Source organism: Prevotella sp. HMSC073D09 (assembly GCF_001814145.1).
GTDB lineage: Bacteria > Bacteroidota > Bacteroidia > Bacteroidales > Bacteroidaceae > Prevotella > Prevotella conceptionensis.
Genome location: NZ_KV815118.1, coordinates 173,053 through 188,911, shown reverse-complemented (window position 1 = coordinate 188,911; position 15,859 = coordinate 173,053). Strand labels below are relative to the sequence as shown.

The following is a 15,859-nucleotide window of genomic DNA, read 5'->3' as shown; positions in this document are numbered from 1 at the left end:
CTCTCCAAAGGGAGAGGGGAGTGATATGCCTTGTAGTTGACAAGGGAACAAGAGTTCGAGTTAACAAGCTAATGGGCGTGAGCCATCTTTTCACCCTTTCACCTTTTCACCTTTTCACCCTTAAAGGGCGTGAGCCATTTTTTTCACCTTTTCACCCTTTCACCTTTTCACCTTTAAAAGGCGTGAGCCATCTTTTCACCCTTTCACCTTTTCACCTTTTCACCCTTAAAGGGCGTGAGCCATTTTTTCCACCTTTTCACCCTTTCACCTTTTCACCTTTAAGAGCCTTTAAACGCCTTTAACCCTCTCCTTAATCAAATAGTCCAGGCTCTTTTGCGTTGCTTGTATAGATGTTTCTACCCAGATGTTGGTAAGCCAATTCGGTTACCATACGCCCTCGTTGCGTACGCTTAATAAAACCTTCCATGATAAGGTAAGGCTCGTACACCTCTTCTAAGGTGCCTGCATCTTCGCCTATGGCCGTTGCAATGGTACTTACGCCAACAGGTCCACCCTTAAACTTATCGATAATTGTGAGCAGAATTTTATTGTCTATCTCGTCTAAACCATACTGGTCGATATTTAATGCCGTGAGCGACAGGCGTGCAATAACCGTATCGATGCTGCCATTGCCCTTCACTTGGGCGAAGTCGCGCACACGTCTTAGCAGCGCATTGGCGATACGGGGTGTTCCACGCGAACGCCTTGAAATCTCCATTGCGGCCTCATCGTCGATGGGAACGTTCAATATCCGAGCCGAACGCTTAATGATACGCGCCAGCGTTTGAGGGTCGTAATACTCCAAATGCAGGTTAATACCAAACCGCGCACGCAACGGGGCAGTAAGCAAACCGCTGCGCGTGGTGGCCCCGATGAGCGTAAAAGGGTTGAGGTCTATTTGTATCGACCGCGCCGAAGGCCCTTTATCTATCATGATATCTATGCGATAATCTTCCATAGCCGAGTAAAGATACTCTTCAACCACGGGCGAAAGCCGGTGTATCTCGTCGATAAAGAGCACGTCGTTGGTTTCTAACGAAGTGAGAATGCCGGCCAAATCGCCAGGTTTGTCAAGCACCGGACCGCTAGTTATCTTAAACCCCACCCCCAATTCGTTGGCAATGATGTTGCTCAAAGTGGTCTTTCCCAATCCCGGAGGGCCGTGTAAGAGGGTGTGATCGAGTGGTTCGCCGCGATATTTTGCCGCCTCAACAAACACTTCTAGGTTCTCCACCACCTTACTTTGGCCGCTGAAATCTTGGAATTTCGGCGGTCTGAGGGCGTTTTCAAACTCTCGTTCGCTGGGCATTGTGCGTTCGTCTCTGATGTCAAAGTCTTCTGTCATAATGCAAAGATACTAAAAATTGCAACTTGGTTGCACGTTTTAAGCCCTAACTTTGCAGTACGAACATTACTTTATCGTTAAGGAAATGAATGTGCGAAGAACGAGAAACGGTATTTGTCGGCCTGCGAACTAGTAGCTGGGAAATTTAAAAACCGATAAAACCTAGTGAAAATGGAATAACTAGTAAGCCCGAAATACCCAGAAGAACTAGGCAACTTGGACAGGCTAGATAACTTGCCTGCTCGTCAACGCATAACTTTGTCAACATTAAAAAGCAACATATTATGTGTGAACATCATCACGAAGAAGAAACAAAATTGTGGCAACCCATACTGTCGGGTGTGCTGCTAGCGGCTGGAATAGCCTTTACATGGATGGGCTGCGGATGGTTTTCGCAGCCTTGGGTGCAACTGGTTTGGTACATTGCAGCCTACCTTCCCGTTGGGTTTGGCGTGATGCACGAGGCTGTGGAAGAAGCGATGAAAGGGGATATATTTAGCGAATTCATGCTGATGAGCGTGGCTTGCGTTGGTGCTTTCGCCATTGGCGAATATCCTGAGGCCGTAGCCGTGATGTGGCTTTACTGCATGGGCGAGGCCCTTCAACATCGCGCAGTGCATAAAGCACGGCATAGCATATCGAGCCTAAGCCATTATCGCCCCGAACTAGCACGTCTTATGCGATGGAATGGCGAAAAAAACGCCATGGATCAGATACTTATTAAGCCCGAAATGGTAGGTGTGGGCGATGTGATAGAGGTACTTCCAGGCGAACGCGTGCCGCTAGACGGCGTGCTACTTCTACCCGACGGCGAGCGCGATGCCCTTGTTAACTTCGACACGGCCGCGCTTACGGGCGAGAGCATGCCCCGACAAGTGGGCATGGAAGGCGAAGTTTTGGCCGGCATGATTGCCTTAGAGCGTGCCGCAAGCCTACGCGTTACGCGTACACAAGGCGAAAGTGCGCTTACACGAATACTAAAAATGGTGGAAGAGGCCACCGAACGAAAGGCACCCACCGAGTTGTTTATCCGTCGTTTTGCACGCATCTACACGCCCATCGTTATTCTTTTGGCCACGCTTACGGTGGTTCTGCCTTGGGCTTATACGCTGGTTTCGCCTTCGTTCCATTACCATTTCACCGCGTGGTTGCATCGCGCATTGGTGTTCTTGGTTATCTCTTGCCCCTGCGCATTGGTCATCAGTGTGCCATTAAGCTACTTTGCAGGCATCGGCAGAGCATCGCGCATGGGCGTACTTTTCAAGGGAGGAAACAGCCTAGATGCACTAACGGGCGTGGATGCGGTGGTGTTCGACAAAACAGGAACGCTTACCACAGGAGCGTTTGGCGTGCAGCAAACCTTGCATCTATCGCCCGAAGAACTGCAAACGGTGGTGGCTATGGAACGCAGCAGCACGCATCCCATTGCCAAAGCCATTGTTAAGGTGTATGGCGACGGCGAGAAGATTAATGCCGAGAACATGCCCGGACTGGGGCTTCGGGCCGAAATCGCGGGCGAAACATGGCTTGCAGGTACGCTTAGGCTGCTTGAAAAGCAGGGCGTGAGCTATCCCGAAGAACTGCAAACCATACCCGACACCATCGTGGCTTGTGCCAAAAACGGCCGTTTCATCGGCTGTATCCTACTCTCCGACACACTAAAACCCGATGCTGCGGATGCCATTTCGATGCTGCGTAAGGTGGGCATTACGCACGTGGAGATGCTATCTGGCGACAAACAAGCATTGGTTGACAAGGTGGCTGAGGAACTAAAACTGGAACAAGCCCTAGGCGACTTACTGCCACAACATAAGGCAGAGCGCATTGAAACCTTACAAAAACAGGGACGGAAGGTGGCTTTCGTGGGCGATGGTATCAACGATGCACCCGTGTTGGCTTTGAGCAACGTGGGCATTGCGATGGGTGGAGCTGGTGCAGACATGGCTATCGAGACGGCCGATGTGGTGTTACAGACCGACCAACCCTCGCGGTTGGCACAAGCCTTACGCCTCGCCCGAAAGACGCGAACCATCGTTTGGCAAAACATTGCCTTTGCCATTGGCGTGAAGGTGGTGGTTATGGCGCTTGGACTAATGGGCATTGCAACACTCTGGGAGGCCGTTTTCGCCGATAGTGGCGTGGCGCTTTTGGCCGTAGTTAATGCCATGAGGATAATGAGAGGGAAGTGAAAGGATGCAAAAAAGGACGTTTTCATTGAGAAAACGTCCTTTTTTGTTCATAACGGCTAACGAGTAAGCAAGTAGGAAAACCCATTCGCCTCGCGCTGCTTAGCTAACAAGTGAAGGCTGATTAAAGAGCTTAAGTTCATCTGTTTACTCCTTAACTTAGGAGCAGATGAACCTAAATCCCCACAATCTTACAAGCCCATTTCCTTCAACAATCTATCGGCATGCCCCCACTTATCCATCATAAAGAGCATGTAACGGATGTCTACGCCGATGCAACGAGCAAGGAGCGAATCGAAAAGAATGTCGCTAGAAAGACTGTCCCAGTTGCCATCGAAGGCCAAACCGATAAGCCTACCCTTGCCGTCGAACATGGGCGAGCCACTGTTTCCGCCCGTAATGTCGTTGTTCGTGAGGAAACAAAGGTGCAGGTTATTCGTGGATTTGTCGGTGAAACGGCCGAAATCTTTCGACGAAAGCAACTGGCGCATGATGGGTTCTGCCTCGTAGTCAACGTTGCTTTTGGCACGATCCATCTTCTCAACGATGCTTCCAGGCGTGGTGTAATAACCCAATTCCTTACCGCCAAGCGAGAAACCCTTTACCTGACCGTAGCTAAGCCGCATGGTAAAATTGGCATCCGAGTAGTGGGGCATGTCCTCTTCCATACGCAATTTGGCCGCACAGAGATAGCGTTCTTGTGCCTCGATGGAATCGTTAATTGCGCCCATTCCTTCGGTTAGGTCGTAATAGATGTCCATCACGTCCTGTCCGAAACGCACACCTGGGTCTTCTTTATACGCCTTGGTATTGTAAAACAGCTTTGCACCCTTCTTCATGATGATGGAACGGGCATAAAGGTCGTCTACAAAACGCTGATAATCGCCGCCGAAACGTTGGTCGATGGTGGTGTAGAACTTGGGCAAATAGCGATTGCCTACCTGCTGGCGATAGTTTTTAAGCAGCACGGCCAGCACTTCTTTATCTAATGCCGCATCCCATTCGTTGCTGTTGTCGGCAAACTCGTGGTATTGCTTTGATGCAGGTTTCTTAGGACCTTTCACTTCCATGCCGCCCATTGCAAGACGCATGGCGCGTGTAGCCAATTCGCTGGTACGGCGGAAAGTTTCCATCCAATAATAGCGTGTGCGCACGCGGTCGAAACGTTTTTCGTAGTAAGCGCCCAACTTATCAAAGTCGAGTTTCCCTTTAAGAAAGCCCGTTGAGTCTTGCCACTGGCGCAAGCGTGCCTCGTAATCGCGCTTTTGTTGTACCAAACCGATGGAATCGATACATTTGTTCATTCCCAAAGAGTTCTTCCAATAGTTGGCGCTTTGGGCGAACTTAGAGTCGTACTTAATGCGCACGGCCTCGCTAGCACGCATGTGTCGGCGCATCACGTCTTGCTTAACGCCTCGCACTTGGGCCCGCGGCGTGTTCTCGCAATCGCGCCTTTCGATGATGCCATAGCTTGAAATGTAACGGCTGGTGCTACCTGGATAGCCCATTGTCATGGAGAAATCGCCCTCTTTATAGCCATCGAGCGAGATGGGTGCCCAATGTTGCGGACGATAAGGCACATTATTCTTAGAGTAAGCGGCAGGCCCGTTTGTAGTTGGGTCGGCATAGATGCGGAACACGGCGAAATCGCATGTCTGTCGTGGCCACATCCAGTTGTCGGTCTCACCACCGAACTTACCCATCGACTTAGGCACGGTGAAGACGAGTCGCAAGTCGGTGAAATCTTGGTAAACGGTGGCATAGAAACTGTTGCTCTCGTAGAATGGGTCGATAGAAACACGAAGGGTTTTATCTACTTTACGCACCGAGTCGGTGAGTACCATCTGCAACGAGTCGATAAGAAAATCCTTCTGTCGCTTGCTGGCCGTGGCATATCCATTAGCCATCAGTCGCGAAGTAACGTCTTGTTGCGACTTCATAAAGCTCACGAACATGTCGCTGTTGGGCAGTTCTTCCTCGTATGTCTTGGCATAAAAGCCGTTTAGCATGTAGTCGTGTTCAACGGTTGAATGTCTACGAATGGCCTCGAAACCACAATGGTGGTTGGTAAATACCAATCCGTTGGGCGAAACCACCACGCCCGAACAGTAACCAGAGAAGTTAACGACAGCGTTTTTAACGGCATCTTTACTTTGATAGATGTCGGCGTATGGCAGTTTAAAGCCCTCGGCCTGCATCTGTTGGTACACTGCCTGCGGCAGATTGTACAGTGTCCACATGCCTTCGTCGGCCTTTGCCGTTCCGAATGCCATGAGGGCAGCTAAGATGAATGTAATTTTCTTCATATTTATTTGAATTGATGTATTGGTCAGGAGTTAAGGAGTTAGGGAGTTAAGGAGTTAAGCCGTATGCCTCGTTTGAATTGACATAATCGTCAGGAGTTAAGGAGTTAGGGAGTTAAGGAGTTAAGCCGTATGCCTCGTTGCCTGGTGGCTACTTACCTTGTCAACTCGTCAACCCACAAAACTAATCACTCCCCTCTCCCTTTGGAGAGGGGTTGGGGGTGAGGCTTTTTTATTTTCTCTTCAAATCCCACTTCCATATATGCCCGATGAAAAGGAGGATAAATACGGTATTCACACCCAATGCAACGGGTACGGAGAAATGCGTGTTGGCGTAATTAATGCACAAGTAAAAAAGAACTGTGATGCCAACGTACACACCGATACTTGTCAGCGGATAGGCGATGGGATACTTGCGTTGGCCCACGATGTAACTAAGAATCATCGCCGTGGCATAACCTGCAAAGCCTGCCCAAGCACAGGCCATGTAGCCATAACGCGGAACACACAACACGTTGACGGCGATGAGCACGGCGCAACCGATGCCCGAAAAGTAAGCACCCCAAATGGTTTTGTCGATAAGTTTGTACCAAAACGAGAGGTTAAAGTAGATGCCCATCATGATTTCGGCAGCCATAACGATGGGCACAACGCGCAGTCCCTCCCAGTAATCGCGCCCGATGAGACGGCGGAAAATGTCGATATAACCCATCACAACGAGGAAAGCCAGCAGGGTGAAGATAATGAAATACTTCATGGCCTTAGCGTAAGTGTCGCGATTGTCCTTGTCTTTCGACTTGCCAAAGACGAAAGGTTCGTAGGCATAACGGAAGGCTTGCGTTATCATGGCCATTATCATGGCTATCTTACTTGCCGCTCCGTAGATGCCCAACTGCGTGTGCGCATCACTTCCTTTATATATATAAGGGAACAATATCTTGTCGGCCGTTTGGTTAAGTATGCCCGCAATGCCCAATACCAATATGGGCCAGCTATAAGAAAGCATACGTTTAAGCAGGGCCTTATCGAAAACGTAGGCGAAACCGCGCAACTCTTTATAGAAACAAAAGGTGATGCAAGCCGTACAAACGAGGTTGATGTAGAAGGCGTAACCTGCACCAACGTTTGGCGAATAAATAAGGCTCACCCACTGATGCCCGCCTTCGTAAAGGGCTGGTAACAGCAGATAGTAAATCAAATTGAGCGAAATGTTGCTGCCAACGAAGAGCAATTTGAGGGTGGCAAACTTGATGGGACGCTTTTGATAGCGAAGGTATGCAAAGGGAATGCATTGGAATGCGTCGATGGCTACCGTCGCTGCCATCACCCAAATGTAAGAGGGATGGTCGGCATAGCCCATTGCCTGCGCGATGGGATGCAAGAAAAGCACCACCATGGCGATGAAAAGGGCGGAAGTGAAACCCACGGAGAGCAGGATGGTGGAATATACCCGCTGTGGATTTTCGTCGCTCTTATTGGCGAAACGGAAAAAGGTGGTCTCCATTCCGTAAGTCAATAGCACCAAGAAAAGAGCCGTATAGGCGTACAAATTGGTGATAACACCATAACCACCACTTGCCGCTGAAATCTTAATCGTATAGAGCGGCACAAGCAGATAGTTGAGAAAACGGCCCACAATACTACTTAATCCGTAGATGGCCGTGTCTTTAACCAAAGATTTTAAATTACTCATTGCTAAAAGTGAAAAGGTGAAAAAGTGACTGCGCCCTTAAAAAAATAGGTAACATATTAATATCGCTGCCACCACTCCTGCTAAGTCCGCGAGCAGTCCGCAAGCCACAGCGTGGCGCGTATAGCGGATGCCGACACTGCCAAAGTAAACGGCGAGGACGTAAAAGGTGGTGTCGGTGCTGCCTTGGAAGATGCAACTGAGCCGCCCAACGAACGAGTCGGCACCGTAAGTAGACATCGTATCAATCATGATTCCACGCGCACCAGCCCCCGAAAGGGGTTTCATCAGTGCGGTTGGCAATGCCTCGATGAAATCGGTGTTTATGCCTAGCAAGCCCACCAACCAGCGAATACCATCAACAAGAAGGTCCATTGCGCCCGATGCACGAAACACGGCCACGCCCACAAGTATGGCAACGAGATAGGGAATGATGCGCACGGCTGTTTGAAAACCATCTTTCGCCCCCTCGATAAAGGTGTCGTAGACGTTGACACGCTTACATACGCCAGCCACAATGAATGCAACGATGATACCCATCAGCAGGATGTTGGCCGTGGTGGTGCTGAAAGTGTTCATCGTTTCCTTATCCATTCTGCCGAATCCCCAAATAATCGAGGCGACGATGGCGCAGGCAATGAAAAGACCTAAGAAGGTTTTAGGACTGAGCAAGTTTATCTTTTGATATATGCTGGTGATGATGATGCCGGCCAAAGTGGAAAAGAACGTGGCCAAAAGTATGGGTATGAACACATCGGTGGGCTGCGCCGCACCAAGCTGAGCGCGATAGGCCATGATGCTAACGGGTATCAGCGTAAGCCCCGAAGTGTTGAGTACGAGGAACATAATCATGGGGTTCGAGGCCGTGTCTTTCTTCGGATTGAGCGTTTGCAGTTGCTCCATGGCCTTCAATCCCAAAGGAGTGGCGGCGTTATCGAGCCCCAACATGTTGGCGGCAATGTTCATAAAGATGCTACCCGTTACAGGATGACCCTTGGGAATGTCGGGGAAAAGACGGGTGAACACAGGACTTAGCGCACGAGCCAAGGCGTTAACCACGCCTCCGCGCTCGCCAATCTTCATCACGCCAAGCCATAAAGCGAGGATGCCCGTTAGCCCTAACGATATTTCAAAGGCTTTTTTAGACATGTCGAAGGTGCTGTCCATCATGGCAGGGAACACCGTGGCATCGCCCATAAAGATGAGTTTTGCCGCAGCAACCACGAAGGCCACGAGGAAGAAGGATATCCAAATGTAGTTTAAAACCATGTTTCTACTAGATGTTTTCGGTTTTGTGTTAATGGGTTTGCATGCCTTCGAGGGGGCGTTTGCTTACCCGTATAGTGGTGTTTGGCCGTTGGAATGGCCGTTTTCGGTATCGTTCGCGTTGCGAGAGATGAACAGCAGAACCATCATGACCGCTCACGAAAAGCTGACCGACGAGCTGCAACCAACACAGATGCTGGCAAGATAGACCACAGCTAACGCCCTACCCTCCTCGCTCGTACAAATGAATGGCAAACGAACCTACCCAAAAGCCGATGCAATGGGGCAAAAGCGAGATTGCCTTTGGCGAAAATGCCACACCAACGACGGCCATTTATCGTGCCATCGCTGGTGAAAAGCAGGCTAACGCACGTTTCGTCCGCGTTCGCGCACCGTCTTTATCTGCTTTACTTGGCGTTCCAAGTCGGCGTAATGCAAAGCATTGATGCCTGTGGCCGTTTGCATTTCGGCTTTCAGATAGTTGTCGAGCTTGTCGAGATGCTGCGCAACAAATAGTAGTGCATCGGTGTTGAAAGCGGGCGCAGTGGCACCAACCTTATCCTTATCGTCGGGATTGAGCATGGTGTTGAGCCGCTCCACATAGTTGCGTTGCAGGGTTCTGCGACTGCTGTTCTTCAAATCTTGCGTGGCATCGAGCGGAGTCCACACCGCGGCGAAGAGGTCGTCGAGGTAGTTTTCCAAGCGATAAGCCGTACTCGATTCTTGCGAATTGTTGTAGATGGCGTTGAGAAGGTTCAACGAGAACGTGGCGTTAAGCGCCGATGCCTGCATCTTGGCTATCTCGGCAGTGGCATTAACGCCTGTCTTGGCTGTTATTTCGGCAGGATAGAGCCACAAAGGGGCATCGAATACCTGACGGGCAAAGTAGCCGAGAGCGGCTTTTTGCCTTTCGGCAGGCACCAGTTCGTAAGGCATTTTGCCCGGCATGTTGTTGATATATCGCCCACCGATGTTCTTAGCTACGTGTCCGAAGTAGCGCACAAACTGCTGTCGCGCGCTGTTATACATCTCGCGCAGGTCTACATACTGGTCGTTGGCTTGGCGCGTCCATTGGGGCAGGCTCTTAATAAGCCGTTGAAGGTTCTTCACGCCATAGTCGCTAGCCTTCACATTATCGTCGCCTAGGTCCTCGCGTTGCGCCCTGGGGTCTTCGTTAGTGCCCTCTCCGCCGAACCAAAGTCGGGGATTTTTGGCTAGGATAGTGGTGGTTTCGGCCATTAGTTTCTCTTTCTCCGCCAGTTCGTCTTTAAATTCTGGCCGATATTGGTAGCCCCATTTGATGGCCCATTTATCGTAATCGTTCACGCGGGGAAACAGTCCGCGCTCTCCGATATTGTCTTCGGGCTGGGCCACATAGTTAAATCGGGCATAGTCCATGATGGATGCCGTGTGGCCATGTTTCTCTACCCATGCCTTGTCTCGCAGCTTTTCAACGGGCGTTGCATAGCTCGCACTCATGTTGTGGCGTAGTCCGAGGGTGTGACCAACCTCGTGCGAGGAGACGAAACGTATCAGTTCGCCCATCAACCGGTCGTCGAAGTTCATCGTGCGAGCACGCTTGTCGAGCGGTCCGCACTGTGTCATGTACCATTTGGTGAGCAAATTCATCACATTATGGAACCAACAGATATGACTTTCGATGATTTCACCGCTGCGTGGGTCTTTTACATGTGGGCCGTAAGCATTCTCGGCCTCCGAGGGAAGGTAGCGTATCACGTTGAAACGGGCATCGTCGAGACTCATCGTTGGGTCGTTGGCGGGCCACTCCTTGCCTTGAATGGCATTCTTAAAGCCTGCCTCTTCGAAGGCAACGTTCCAGTCGTTGATGCCTTTAATAAGGTATGGCACCCATTTCTTGGGCGTTGCGGGGTCGATATAAAACACGATTGGCTTTATGGGTTCTACCAATTCACCGCGTTGGTAGCGTTTTACGTCTTTGGGAACGAGCCTGAAACGCGAGATAAACTGTTCGCGTTGGCTCTTGTGTTGGTTGTCCGAGAAGATGGTGTATGGGTAAGCGAAGAAACCAACGCGGTTGTCCCACACACGTTTGCGCATGGGAACTTTTGGCAAAGCCACGATAGACGTGTTGAGCGCAAGGGTTATTGCGCCCGTTCCCGATGCCCTTATCGCGCTAGGCGATGCGCCATACGTGCGCGTTGTAAGCACTTCTATGTTGATGGGATAGGTCTTTATGGTGTCGATGAAGGTGCGATCGGCCTGCTGTCCGCCAATCTTTGTCTTCTCGAAAAAGGTGTGGTTAATGCCCACGATGTTGTTGTCGCGAGCAAAAAAGCCCGTTACATCGAAGAGGTTCATGCCTTTTTGGGTGTTTCCCGCCACGATGGGAAAGGCTGCAACGATGGGGTCGGCAGTGCTTTGTTTCAACGAAAGGTATATGCGGTCGGTCTCATTGGCCTCTTGTGTGCGAACGAATGTGCGCAAAAGCATGGTCTTGGCATCGCGTTTTTCAAAGTAAATGGCATCCTCATTGACCATTTCACCGCTGAATTTGCCAAATCCTTGGGGTACGCCGGCAAAGCGAGTAACGGCCATAAAGTAACGGCCAACAAGACTGTCGTGCATCTCAAAGTACCATTTGTCTTTGATGTGCCGCACGGTGAAAAGGCCTTTCATCACCGTTCCGCTGTCTTTCATCAGCCTGTCGTAGTCGGTTTCTTTCTTCTTCGGCTCGGCTTTCACGTCCTTTCCGTTAGGCTTTTGCACCTTGGCCGTGTCGGTTTTCGCCGTTTGTGTGGTGTCTTTCTGCACCTTTACGGCAAATGCCACCCTCGCCTGAGCCGAATAGCTCAAAGCCAAGGCAGCCAAAAGGCAACCAATCCTGTTGTTTATACCCATAATTGCTTTGTCTGTTTTGTATGTGTTCATGTTACATTGGAACGAACAACCTGCGTTGCCCGTCCGATTTCGTTCTACAAAGATAGTGCTTTTTGTACAAATACGCACCCGATGCCGTGCTTATCAAGGCGTTACAGAAAGACAGCGCAGAGAAACGAAGGTGGTTGGGGCACACGGATGGTTGGCAAACGAAAGGGAAACTTACCGATGAATTGGCGTGATTTTAAAGCAAGACATCACGAGAGGAATGCCAAACACAGCTTTAACATAAACAATATTTAACCTTTCGCACACATTGAATTAACACAAGAAGTAAGTGTGCGTTGGGAGATACGCCGGTTTGAAAGGCTGATTGGGAGCTGGGAAAGCGGCTTATAGCAGGCAAAGAATGGGGTTAAGGTTGGTTCTAAGTAATTGAAGTTGTCTTTATTTCATAGTCAAACAGAATTGGATTTGGAAAGCCATAGCTGCATCGTAAGTAAACAAAAGTACTCCTTTTCCTCTGCGCAAGAGGTTATTGATGTCATGCAACGCACATCTTGCATTCTTCTAACAACTATTTTCCAAATGCAATTCTGTTTCACTATAGTATTTCCACAAACAGAGAGGGGGTTATGCCTTAGTGCTGTAAAACCAAGATAAACATCCCACTGGTGTACGAAGTGCCAAACTAGAGTACGATGAAATCTGAAATTCTGCACCTTTTGACTGTGGCAAAACGTGGCTATGACTTAAAAAATGATCGGGTGGAAGTTATTCAATGCGGCTCCACACAAGCAGAAAACCACTTGGCAAAGGCTGAATACTTATGCGTTTGCATGATGCTGTCCTCGTTGCCCATAAGCGAGATGCCCTGTAACCGCTCGTACTGGCCGTTGCAAGCGTACAGGTTTTGCGTGCCGTTGCCCCCCTTGCGCGTGTTTACAGCACAATCAGTTTTGTCTGGTTTTCAGCAAAGAATTTAACATTATGAGTGTCCTTTTCGTCACCAATCGCCCATCTCGCCGCAAAAAATCGATTCTCGCGAGGGTTTGTTTTAACGCAAAGAGGGGTTAGTATGTGAATGCGGCAAAATGAATTTTTATTTAAAAACGCCGCCATTTGAACCTACTTTTGTGCGTTTTGCCGCTAAATGCACTGCGTTTTGGTGCTAAATGCACTGCGTTTTGGTACAAATTGGAATGCGTTTTGGTGCAAAACGCAAGGTAAAATGGTGCTAATTGCAGTTCAAAATGCCGCTAAAAGCAAGACGAAAAGCATAAATATCCGCAGCAATTGTATAATCAAAACCTTTTAGAACCATGAAACACATGGTTGAAAGGGGCAAAATAACCATTAAAAAGTGGGTTTTTAGGGCCTAAAAGCGTGTAATTGGGGGTAAACAATAATGAGTTTGCAACTAAACTAGAAAGGAAAAATGGTGCAAAATGCAGGTTACATTCTTAAAAACAGACAGGATAAAGGACATGGAAGGTTGAAAATAGTAGATAATTACCTACTTTTTGACCTATGTTTTCACTAGAACGGAGCAAAAACGAGAGCGGCATTGTAAAATAAAAGATAGGGATTTAAGGTTTTGAGTTGATGAGTTGATGAGTTTGCAAGCTTGTGAGTTGGTGGGTTAGTGAGTTTGTGAACTGGCGGGTTTGAGAGTTTGTGAATTGGCGAGTTGGTTAGTTGGCGAATTGGCGAGAGTGAGTTTGTGAACTGGCGGGTTAGTGAGTTGGCGAGTTAGTGAGTTTGTGGATTGGCGAGTTGGTGAGTTGGTGAATTGGCGAGAGTGAGTTTGTGAATTGACGAGAGTGAGTTAGTGAACTGGCGGGTTTGTGAGTTTGTGAACTAGTGAGTTGGTAAGTTTGCGAGTTGACGTATTCTGGAGTTGTTGGGCTTTAGTGAGTTTGTAAGCCAGTGAGTTGACTTGTCTTGCACTCCCCCTTAATCTTAGATATATTAAAAGTAAGCACAACTTCATTGCCTTTGTCGGCATTTTAGGTTTGATCTAGTAGAGAATTGGCTTGCATTCTGAGGGTGCATGGTGGACTATATAACCGAAAAATGCAAGTGAAAGTTCATCAGATAAAACAATAAAGACGGCAAGGAGCGGCCTTTAAATCATGATGCAACGGTAACTATTCAGCAATAACGAACGTTGATTATCAAGAACTTATAAACGTTATATTGTGGCAAAAAGGCTCGAAACGACATTACTTTACCAGAATTTGAAGGCGTTTGTTTGTGTAACTTATTGATAATCAATAATAGTTTATACGCCTTATCGCTGGTAACTATTCAGCAATAACGAACGTTGATTATCAAGAACTTATAAACGTTATATTGTGGCAAAATGGCTCGAAACGACATTACTTTACCAGAATTTGCAGGTGTCTGTCTGTGTAACTTATTGATAATCAATCATAGTTCATACGCCTTATCGCTGAATAGTTACGATGCAACGACAGCGCGGAGGTTATAAAACCGGCCTTAAACGATACCTCTGCCAACTGGTTTGTTAGTAACGTGCCAGTACTATGCGGCTTGTAGTGGGGCCACAAGCACCATGTTGTGGTAGTACAAGCCACCTTGCAGCGATAGTACAAGCACCTCGCAGTGATAATACATGCACCTCGCAGTGATAATACAAGCACCTTGCGGTACTAATGGCACTAAAAACTAAAAGGTTTACTAAACACAATAACCACCCACTTAAACCACTCGCTTAAAGCCTTACCTACACAAAATACGGCCAAATTATACCTAACATCCAGCAAAAACAGACCATCAGAACATGTTTTTCAACATGAAAATAAGCAACAAACCAGCCAAAACAACTTTGCGCAAGCAAGACGAAAAATAAACGATGGAATGGTAAAAATAAACTGGTGAAGGTCAAAACCTGGATGATTAGGAAATAAAAATAAAGGAATAAAGAACAATAAATGTTCTAAAATGATTACAATAAAAACGCCCTAAAAATTTGGTTTTCAGTGGGAAATAGTATATTTTTGCAGGTAGTAGGTTACTACCAGAACTTGGTTTAGCCGTTAAACTCGTCAACGTGTCGACCAACAAAAGCGCGTTTTCGAGTACGCTCCCATCGTCGTCTTGAACAGCAGCGTGGGGGCGAACAACAAACAAAAATGTAACTGCCACTTGAATTGCGCATGAAAACAGGTCTATTCACAGGAAGTTTCGACCCATTTACTATTGGGCACCAATCAATAGTGGCGCGTGTGCTGCCGCTGTTCGATAAGATTGTGATCGGCGTTGGCGTAAACGAACGCAAGAAATACATGTACAGCGCCGAGGTTAGGGTGAAGGAGATAGCCGAACTTTATGCCGACAACCCCAAGGTAGAGGTGCGCGCGTTCAACGATTTGGCGGTAGATTTCGCCCACAGAGAGGGAGCTTGGTTCTTCGTTAAGGGCGTGAGAAGTGTGAAAGACTTCGAGTACGAACGCGAACAAGCCGACATCAACCGCATGATGGGAGGCATAGAAACACTTTTGGTGTTTGCCGAACCACAGCACGCAAGCGTTAGTTCGTCGCTCGTGAGGGAGCTGATACACTTCGGCAAAAATGCCGAGATGTTCTTGCCTAAGCGCAAGAACAAGAAGTGAGCTGAGCCCCGAAACAGAAAACAACTTATGATTACATACAATGCAGACGGCGTGAAAATGCCGAAATTTAAAAGGAAAGACACCACGGCATGGATAAAAGCTGTGGCGCAATCCTATGGAAAGAAGGTAGGAGAAGTGGGATACATGTTCGTGAACGACGAGAAAATCCTGGAAATAAACAATGAATACCTGGGACACGATTACTACACGGACGTTATCACCTTCGACTATGATGAAGACGACGTCGTTAACGGCGACATCGTTATCTCTCTCGACACCGTTAGAACAAACGCTGAACTGTTCGACAAGGCGTTCGAAGATGAACTCTACCGTGTTATCATACACGGGATACTTCACCTATGCGGACTCAACGACAAGGGTCCGGGGGAAAGGGAAATCATGGAAAAGGCCGAAAACAAAGCCTTGGAAATGAGAAATGGCGCTTTCTGATACCTAAAAAACGCCGATGAAATGGGGGAAACCCCAGCGGGAAAACAATCCCGTAACCACTGATTGCGCATGTATGCGCAAGAAAAAGCGACATAAGGCGGAACACAACTAAACGTAACTAA

Annotated in this window: 12 protein-coding genes; 7 read left to right on the top strand and 5 right to left on the bottom strand. The window is 48.3% G+C overall.

The window, feature by feature from the left end; translation table 11 throughout:
- A partial coding sequence (locus HMPREF2955_RS16635; RefSeq protein WP_210401314.1) for a hypothetical protein occupies positions 1–302 on the top strand: 302 nt, incomplete at its 5' end.
- 8 nt (positions 303–310) lie between these two features.
- Here HMPREF2955_RS16635 and ruvB read toward each other — a convergent pair.
- The gene (gene ruvB / locus HMPREF2955_RS10855) at positions 311–1,345 is read right to left on the bottom strand and encodes a Holliday junction branch migration DNA helicase RuvB (protein WP_070723465.1); all 1,035 of its coding nucleotides are present in this window, start codon (positions 1,343–1,345) and stop codon (positions 311–313) included.
- Positions 1,346–1,629: 284 nt separating this feature from the next.
- Between ruvB and HMPREF2955_RS10850 the strand changes: the two genes are divergently transcribed.
- Entirely contained in the window at positions 1,630–3,534 is a 1,905-nt protein-coding gene (locus HMPREF2955_RS10850) for a heavy metal translocating P-type ATPase (protein ID WP_070723463.1), read from the top strand.
- Positions 3,535–3,722: 188 nt separating this feature from the next.
- Here HMPREF2955_RS10850 and HMPREF2955_RS10845 read toward each other — a convergent pair whose 3' ends face one another.
- From HMPREF2955_RS10845 to HMPREF2955_RS10835, 3 genes are all read right to left on the bottom strand, one after another.
- Positions 3,723–5,837 carry a S46 family peptidase gene (locus HMPREF2955_RS10845; RefSeq protein ID WP_070723461.1) on the bottom strand — a complete coding sequence of 705 codons (2,115 nt, stop codon included), beginning with the start codon at positions 5,835–5,837 and terminating at the stop codon, positions 3,723–3,725.
- A 229-nt stretch (positions 5,838–6,066) separates the two neighbouring features.
- Positions 6,067–7,527 (bottom strand): lipopolysaccharide biosynthesis protein, encoded by a 1,461-nt coding sequence (locus HMPREF2955_RS10840; RefSeq protein WP_070723459.1) that lies wholly within the window; start codon positions 7,525–7,527, stop codon positions 6,067–6,069.
- Between the two features lie 36 nt (positions 7,528–7,563).
- On the bottom strand, positions 7,564–8,793 hold the full coding sequence (locus HMPREF2955_RS10835; RefSeq protein WP_070723457.1) for a nucleoside recognition domain-containing protein: 1,230 nt from the start codon (positions 8,791–8,793) through the stop codon (positions 7,564–7,566).
- On the opposite strand from HMPREF2955_RS10835, the gene HMPREF2955_RS10830 reads away from it, so the two are divergent.
- Positions 8,792–8,998 carry a hypothetical protein gene (locus tag HMPREF2955_RS10830; RefSeq protein WP_070723455.1) on the top strand — a complete coding sequence of 69 codons (207 nt, stop codon included), beginning with the start codon at positions 8,792–8,794 and terminating at the stop codon, positions 8,996–8,998. The genes HMPREF2955_RS10835 and HMPREF2955_RS10830 overlap by 2 nt on opposite strands.
- A 155-nt stretch (positions 8,999–9,153) precedes the next feature.
- Here HMPREF2955_RS10830 and HMPREF2955_RS10825 read toward each other — a convergent pair whose 3' ends face one another.
- Positions 9,154–11,700, bottom strand: coding sequence for a zinc-dependent metalloprotease (locus tag HMPREF2955_RS10825; RefSeq protein WP_083317703.1), 2,547 nt, complete (start codon positions 11,698–11,700; stop codon positions 9,154–9,156).
- Between the two features lie 62 nt (positions 11,701–11,762).
- Here HMPREF2955_RS10825 and HMPREF2955_RS17065 point away from each other — a divergent pair, with 62 nt between their 5' ends.
- The 4 genes from HMPREF2955_RS17065 (at position 11,763) to ybeY (ending at position 15,737) form a co-directional block, all read left to right on the top strand.
- A complete protein-coding gene (locus tag HMPREF2955_RS17065) occupies positions 11,763–11,891 on the top strand; it encodes a hypothetical protein (RefSeq protein WP_256374699.1) in 129 nt (42 codons plus the stop codon).
- Between the two features lie 459 nt (positions 11,892–12,350).
- On the top strand, positions 12,351–12,635 hold the full coding sequence (locus tag HMPREF2955_RS16630; RefSeq protein WP_139145547.1) for a hypothetical protein: 285 nt from the start codon (positions 12,351–12,353) through the stop codon (positions 12,633–12,635).
- A 2,196-nt stretch (positions 12,636–14,831) separates the two neighbouring features.
- On the top strand, positions 14,832–15,287 hold the full coding sequence (gene coaD / locus HMPREF2955_RS10820) for a pantetheine-phosphate adenylyltransferase (RefSeq protein ID WP_019187781.1): 456 nt from the start codon (positions 14,832–14,834) through the stop codon (positions 15,285–15,287).
- A gap of 27 nt (positions 15,288–15,314) precedes the next feature.
- The gene (gene ybeY, locus HMPREF2955_RS10815; protein WP_070723453.1) at positions 15,315–15,737 is read left to right on the top strand and encodes an rRNA maturation RNase YbeY; all 423 of its coding nucleotides are present in this window, start codon (positions 15,315–15,317) and stop codon (positions 15,735–15,737) included.
- The last annotated feature ends 122 nt before the right edge of the window (positions 15,738–15,859 follow it).

Excerpts from the sequence above, each read along its gene's own strand:
- ybeY (WP_070723453.1), top strand. The coding sequence starts at position 15,315 with ATGATTACATACAATGCAGACGGCGTGAAAATGCCGAAATTTAAAAGG.
- HMPREF2955_RS16630 (WP_139145547.1), top strand. The coding sequence starts at position 12,351 with ATGAAATCTGAAATTCTGCACCTTTTGACTGTGGCAAAACGTGGCTAT.
- HMPREF2955_RS10825 (WP_083317703.1), bottom strand. The coding sequence starts at position 11,700 with ATGAACACATACAAAACAGACAAAGCAATTATGGGTATAAACAACAGG.
- HMPREF2955_RS10835 (WP_070723457.1), bottom strand. The coding sequence starts at position 8,793 with ATGGTTTTAAACTACATTTGGATATCCTTCTTCCTCGTGGCCTTCGTG.
- HMPREF2955_RS10845 (WP_070723461.1), bottom strand. The coding sequence starts at position 5,837 with ATGAAGAAAATTACATTCATCTTAGCTGCCCTCATGGCATTCGGAACG.
- HMPREF2955_RS10840 (WP_070723459.1), bottom strand. The coding sequence starts at position 7,527 with ATGAGTAATTTAAAATCTTTGGTTAAAGACACGGCCATCTACGGATTA.
- ruvB (WP_070723465.1), bottom strand. The coding sequence starts at position 1,345 with ATGACAGAAGACTTTGACATCAGAGACGAACGCACAATGCCCAGCGAA.
- HMPREF2955_RS10830 (WP_070723455.1), top strand. The coding sequence starts at position 8,792 with ATGTTTCTACTAGATGTTTTCGGTTTTGTGTTAATGGGTTTGCATGCC.
- HMPREF2955_RS10850 (WP_070723463.1), top strand. The coding sequence starts at position 1,630 with ATGTGTGAACATCATCACGAAGAAGAAACAAAATTGTGGCAACCCATA.
- coaD (WP_019187781.1), top strand. The coding sequence starts at position 14,832 with ATGAAAACAGGTCTATTCACAGGAAGTTTCGACCCATTTACTATTGGG.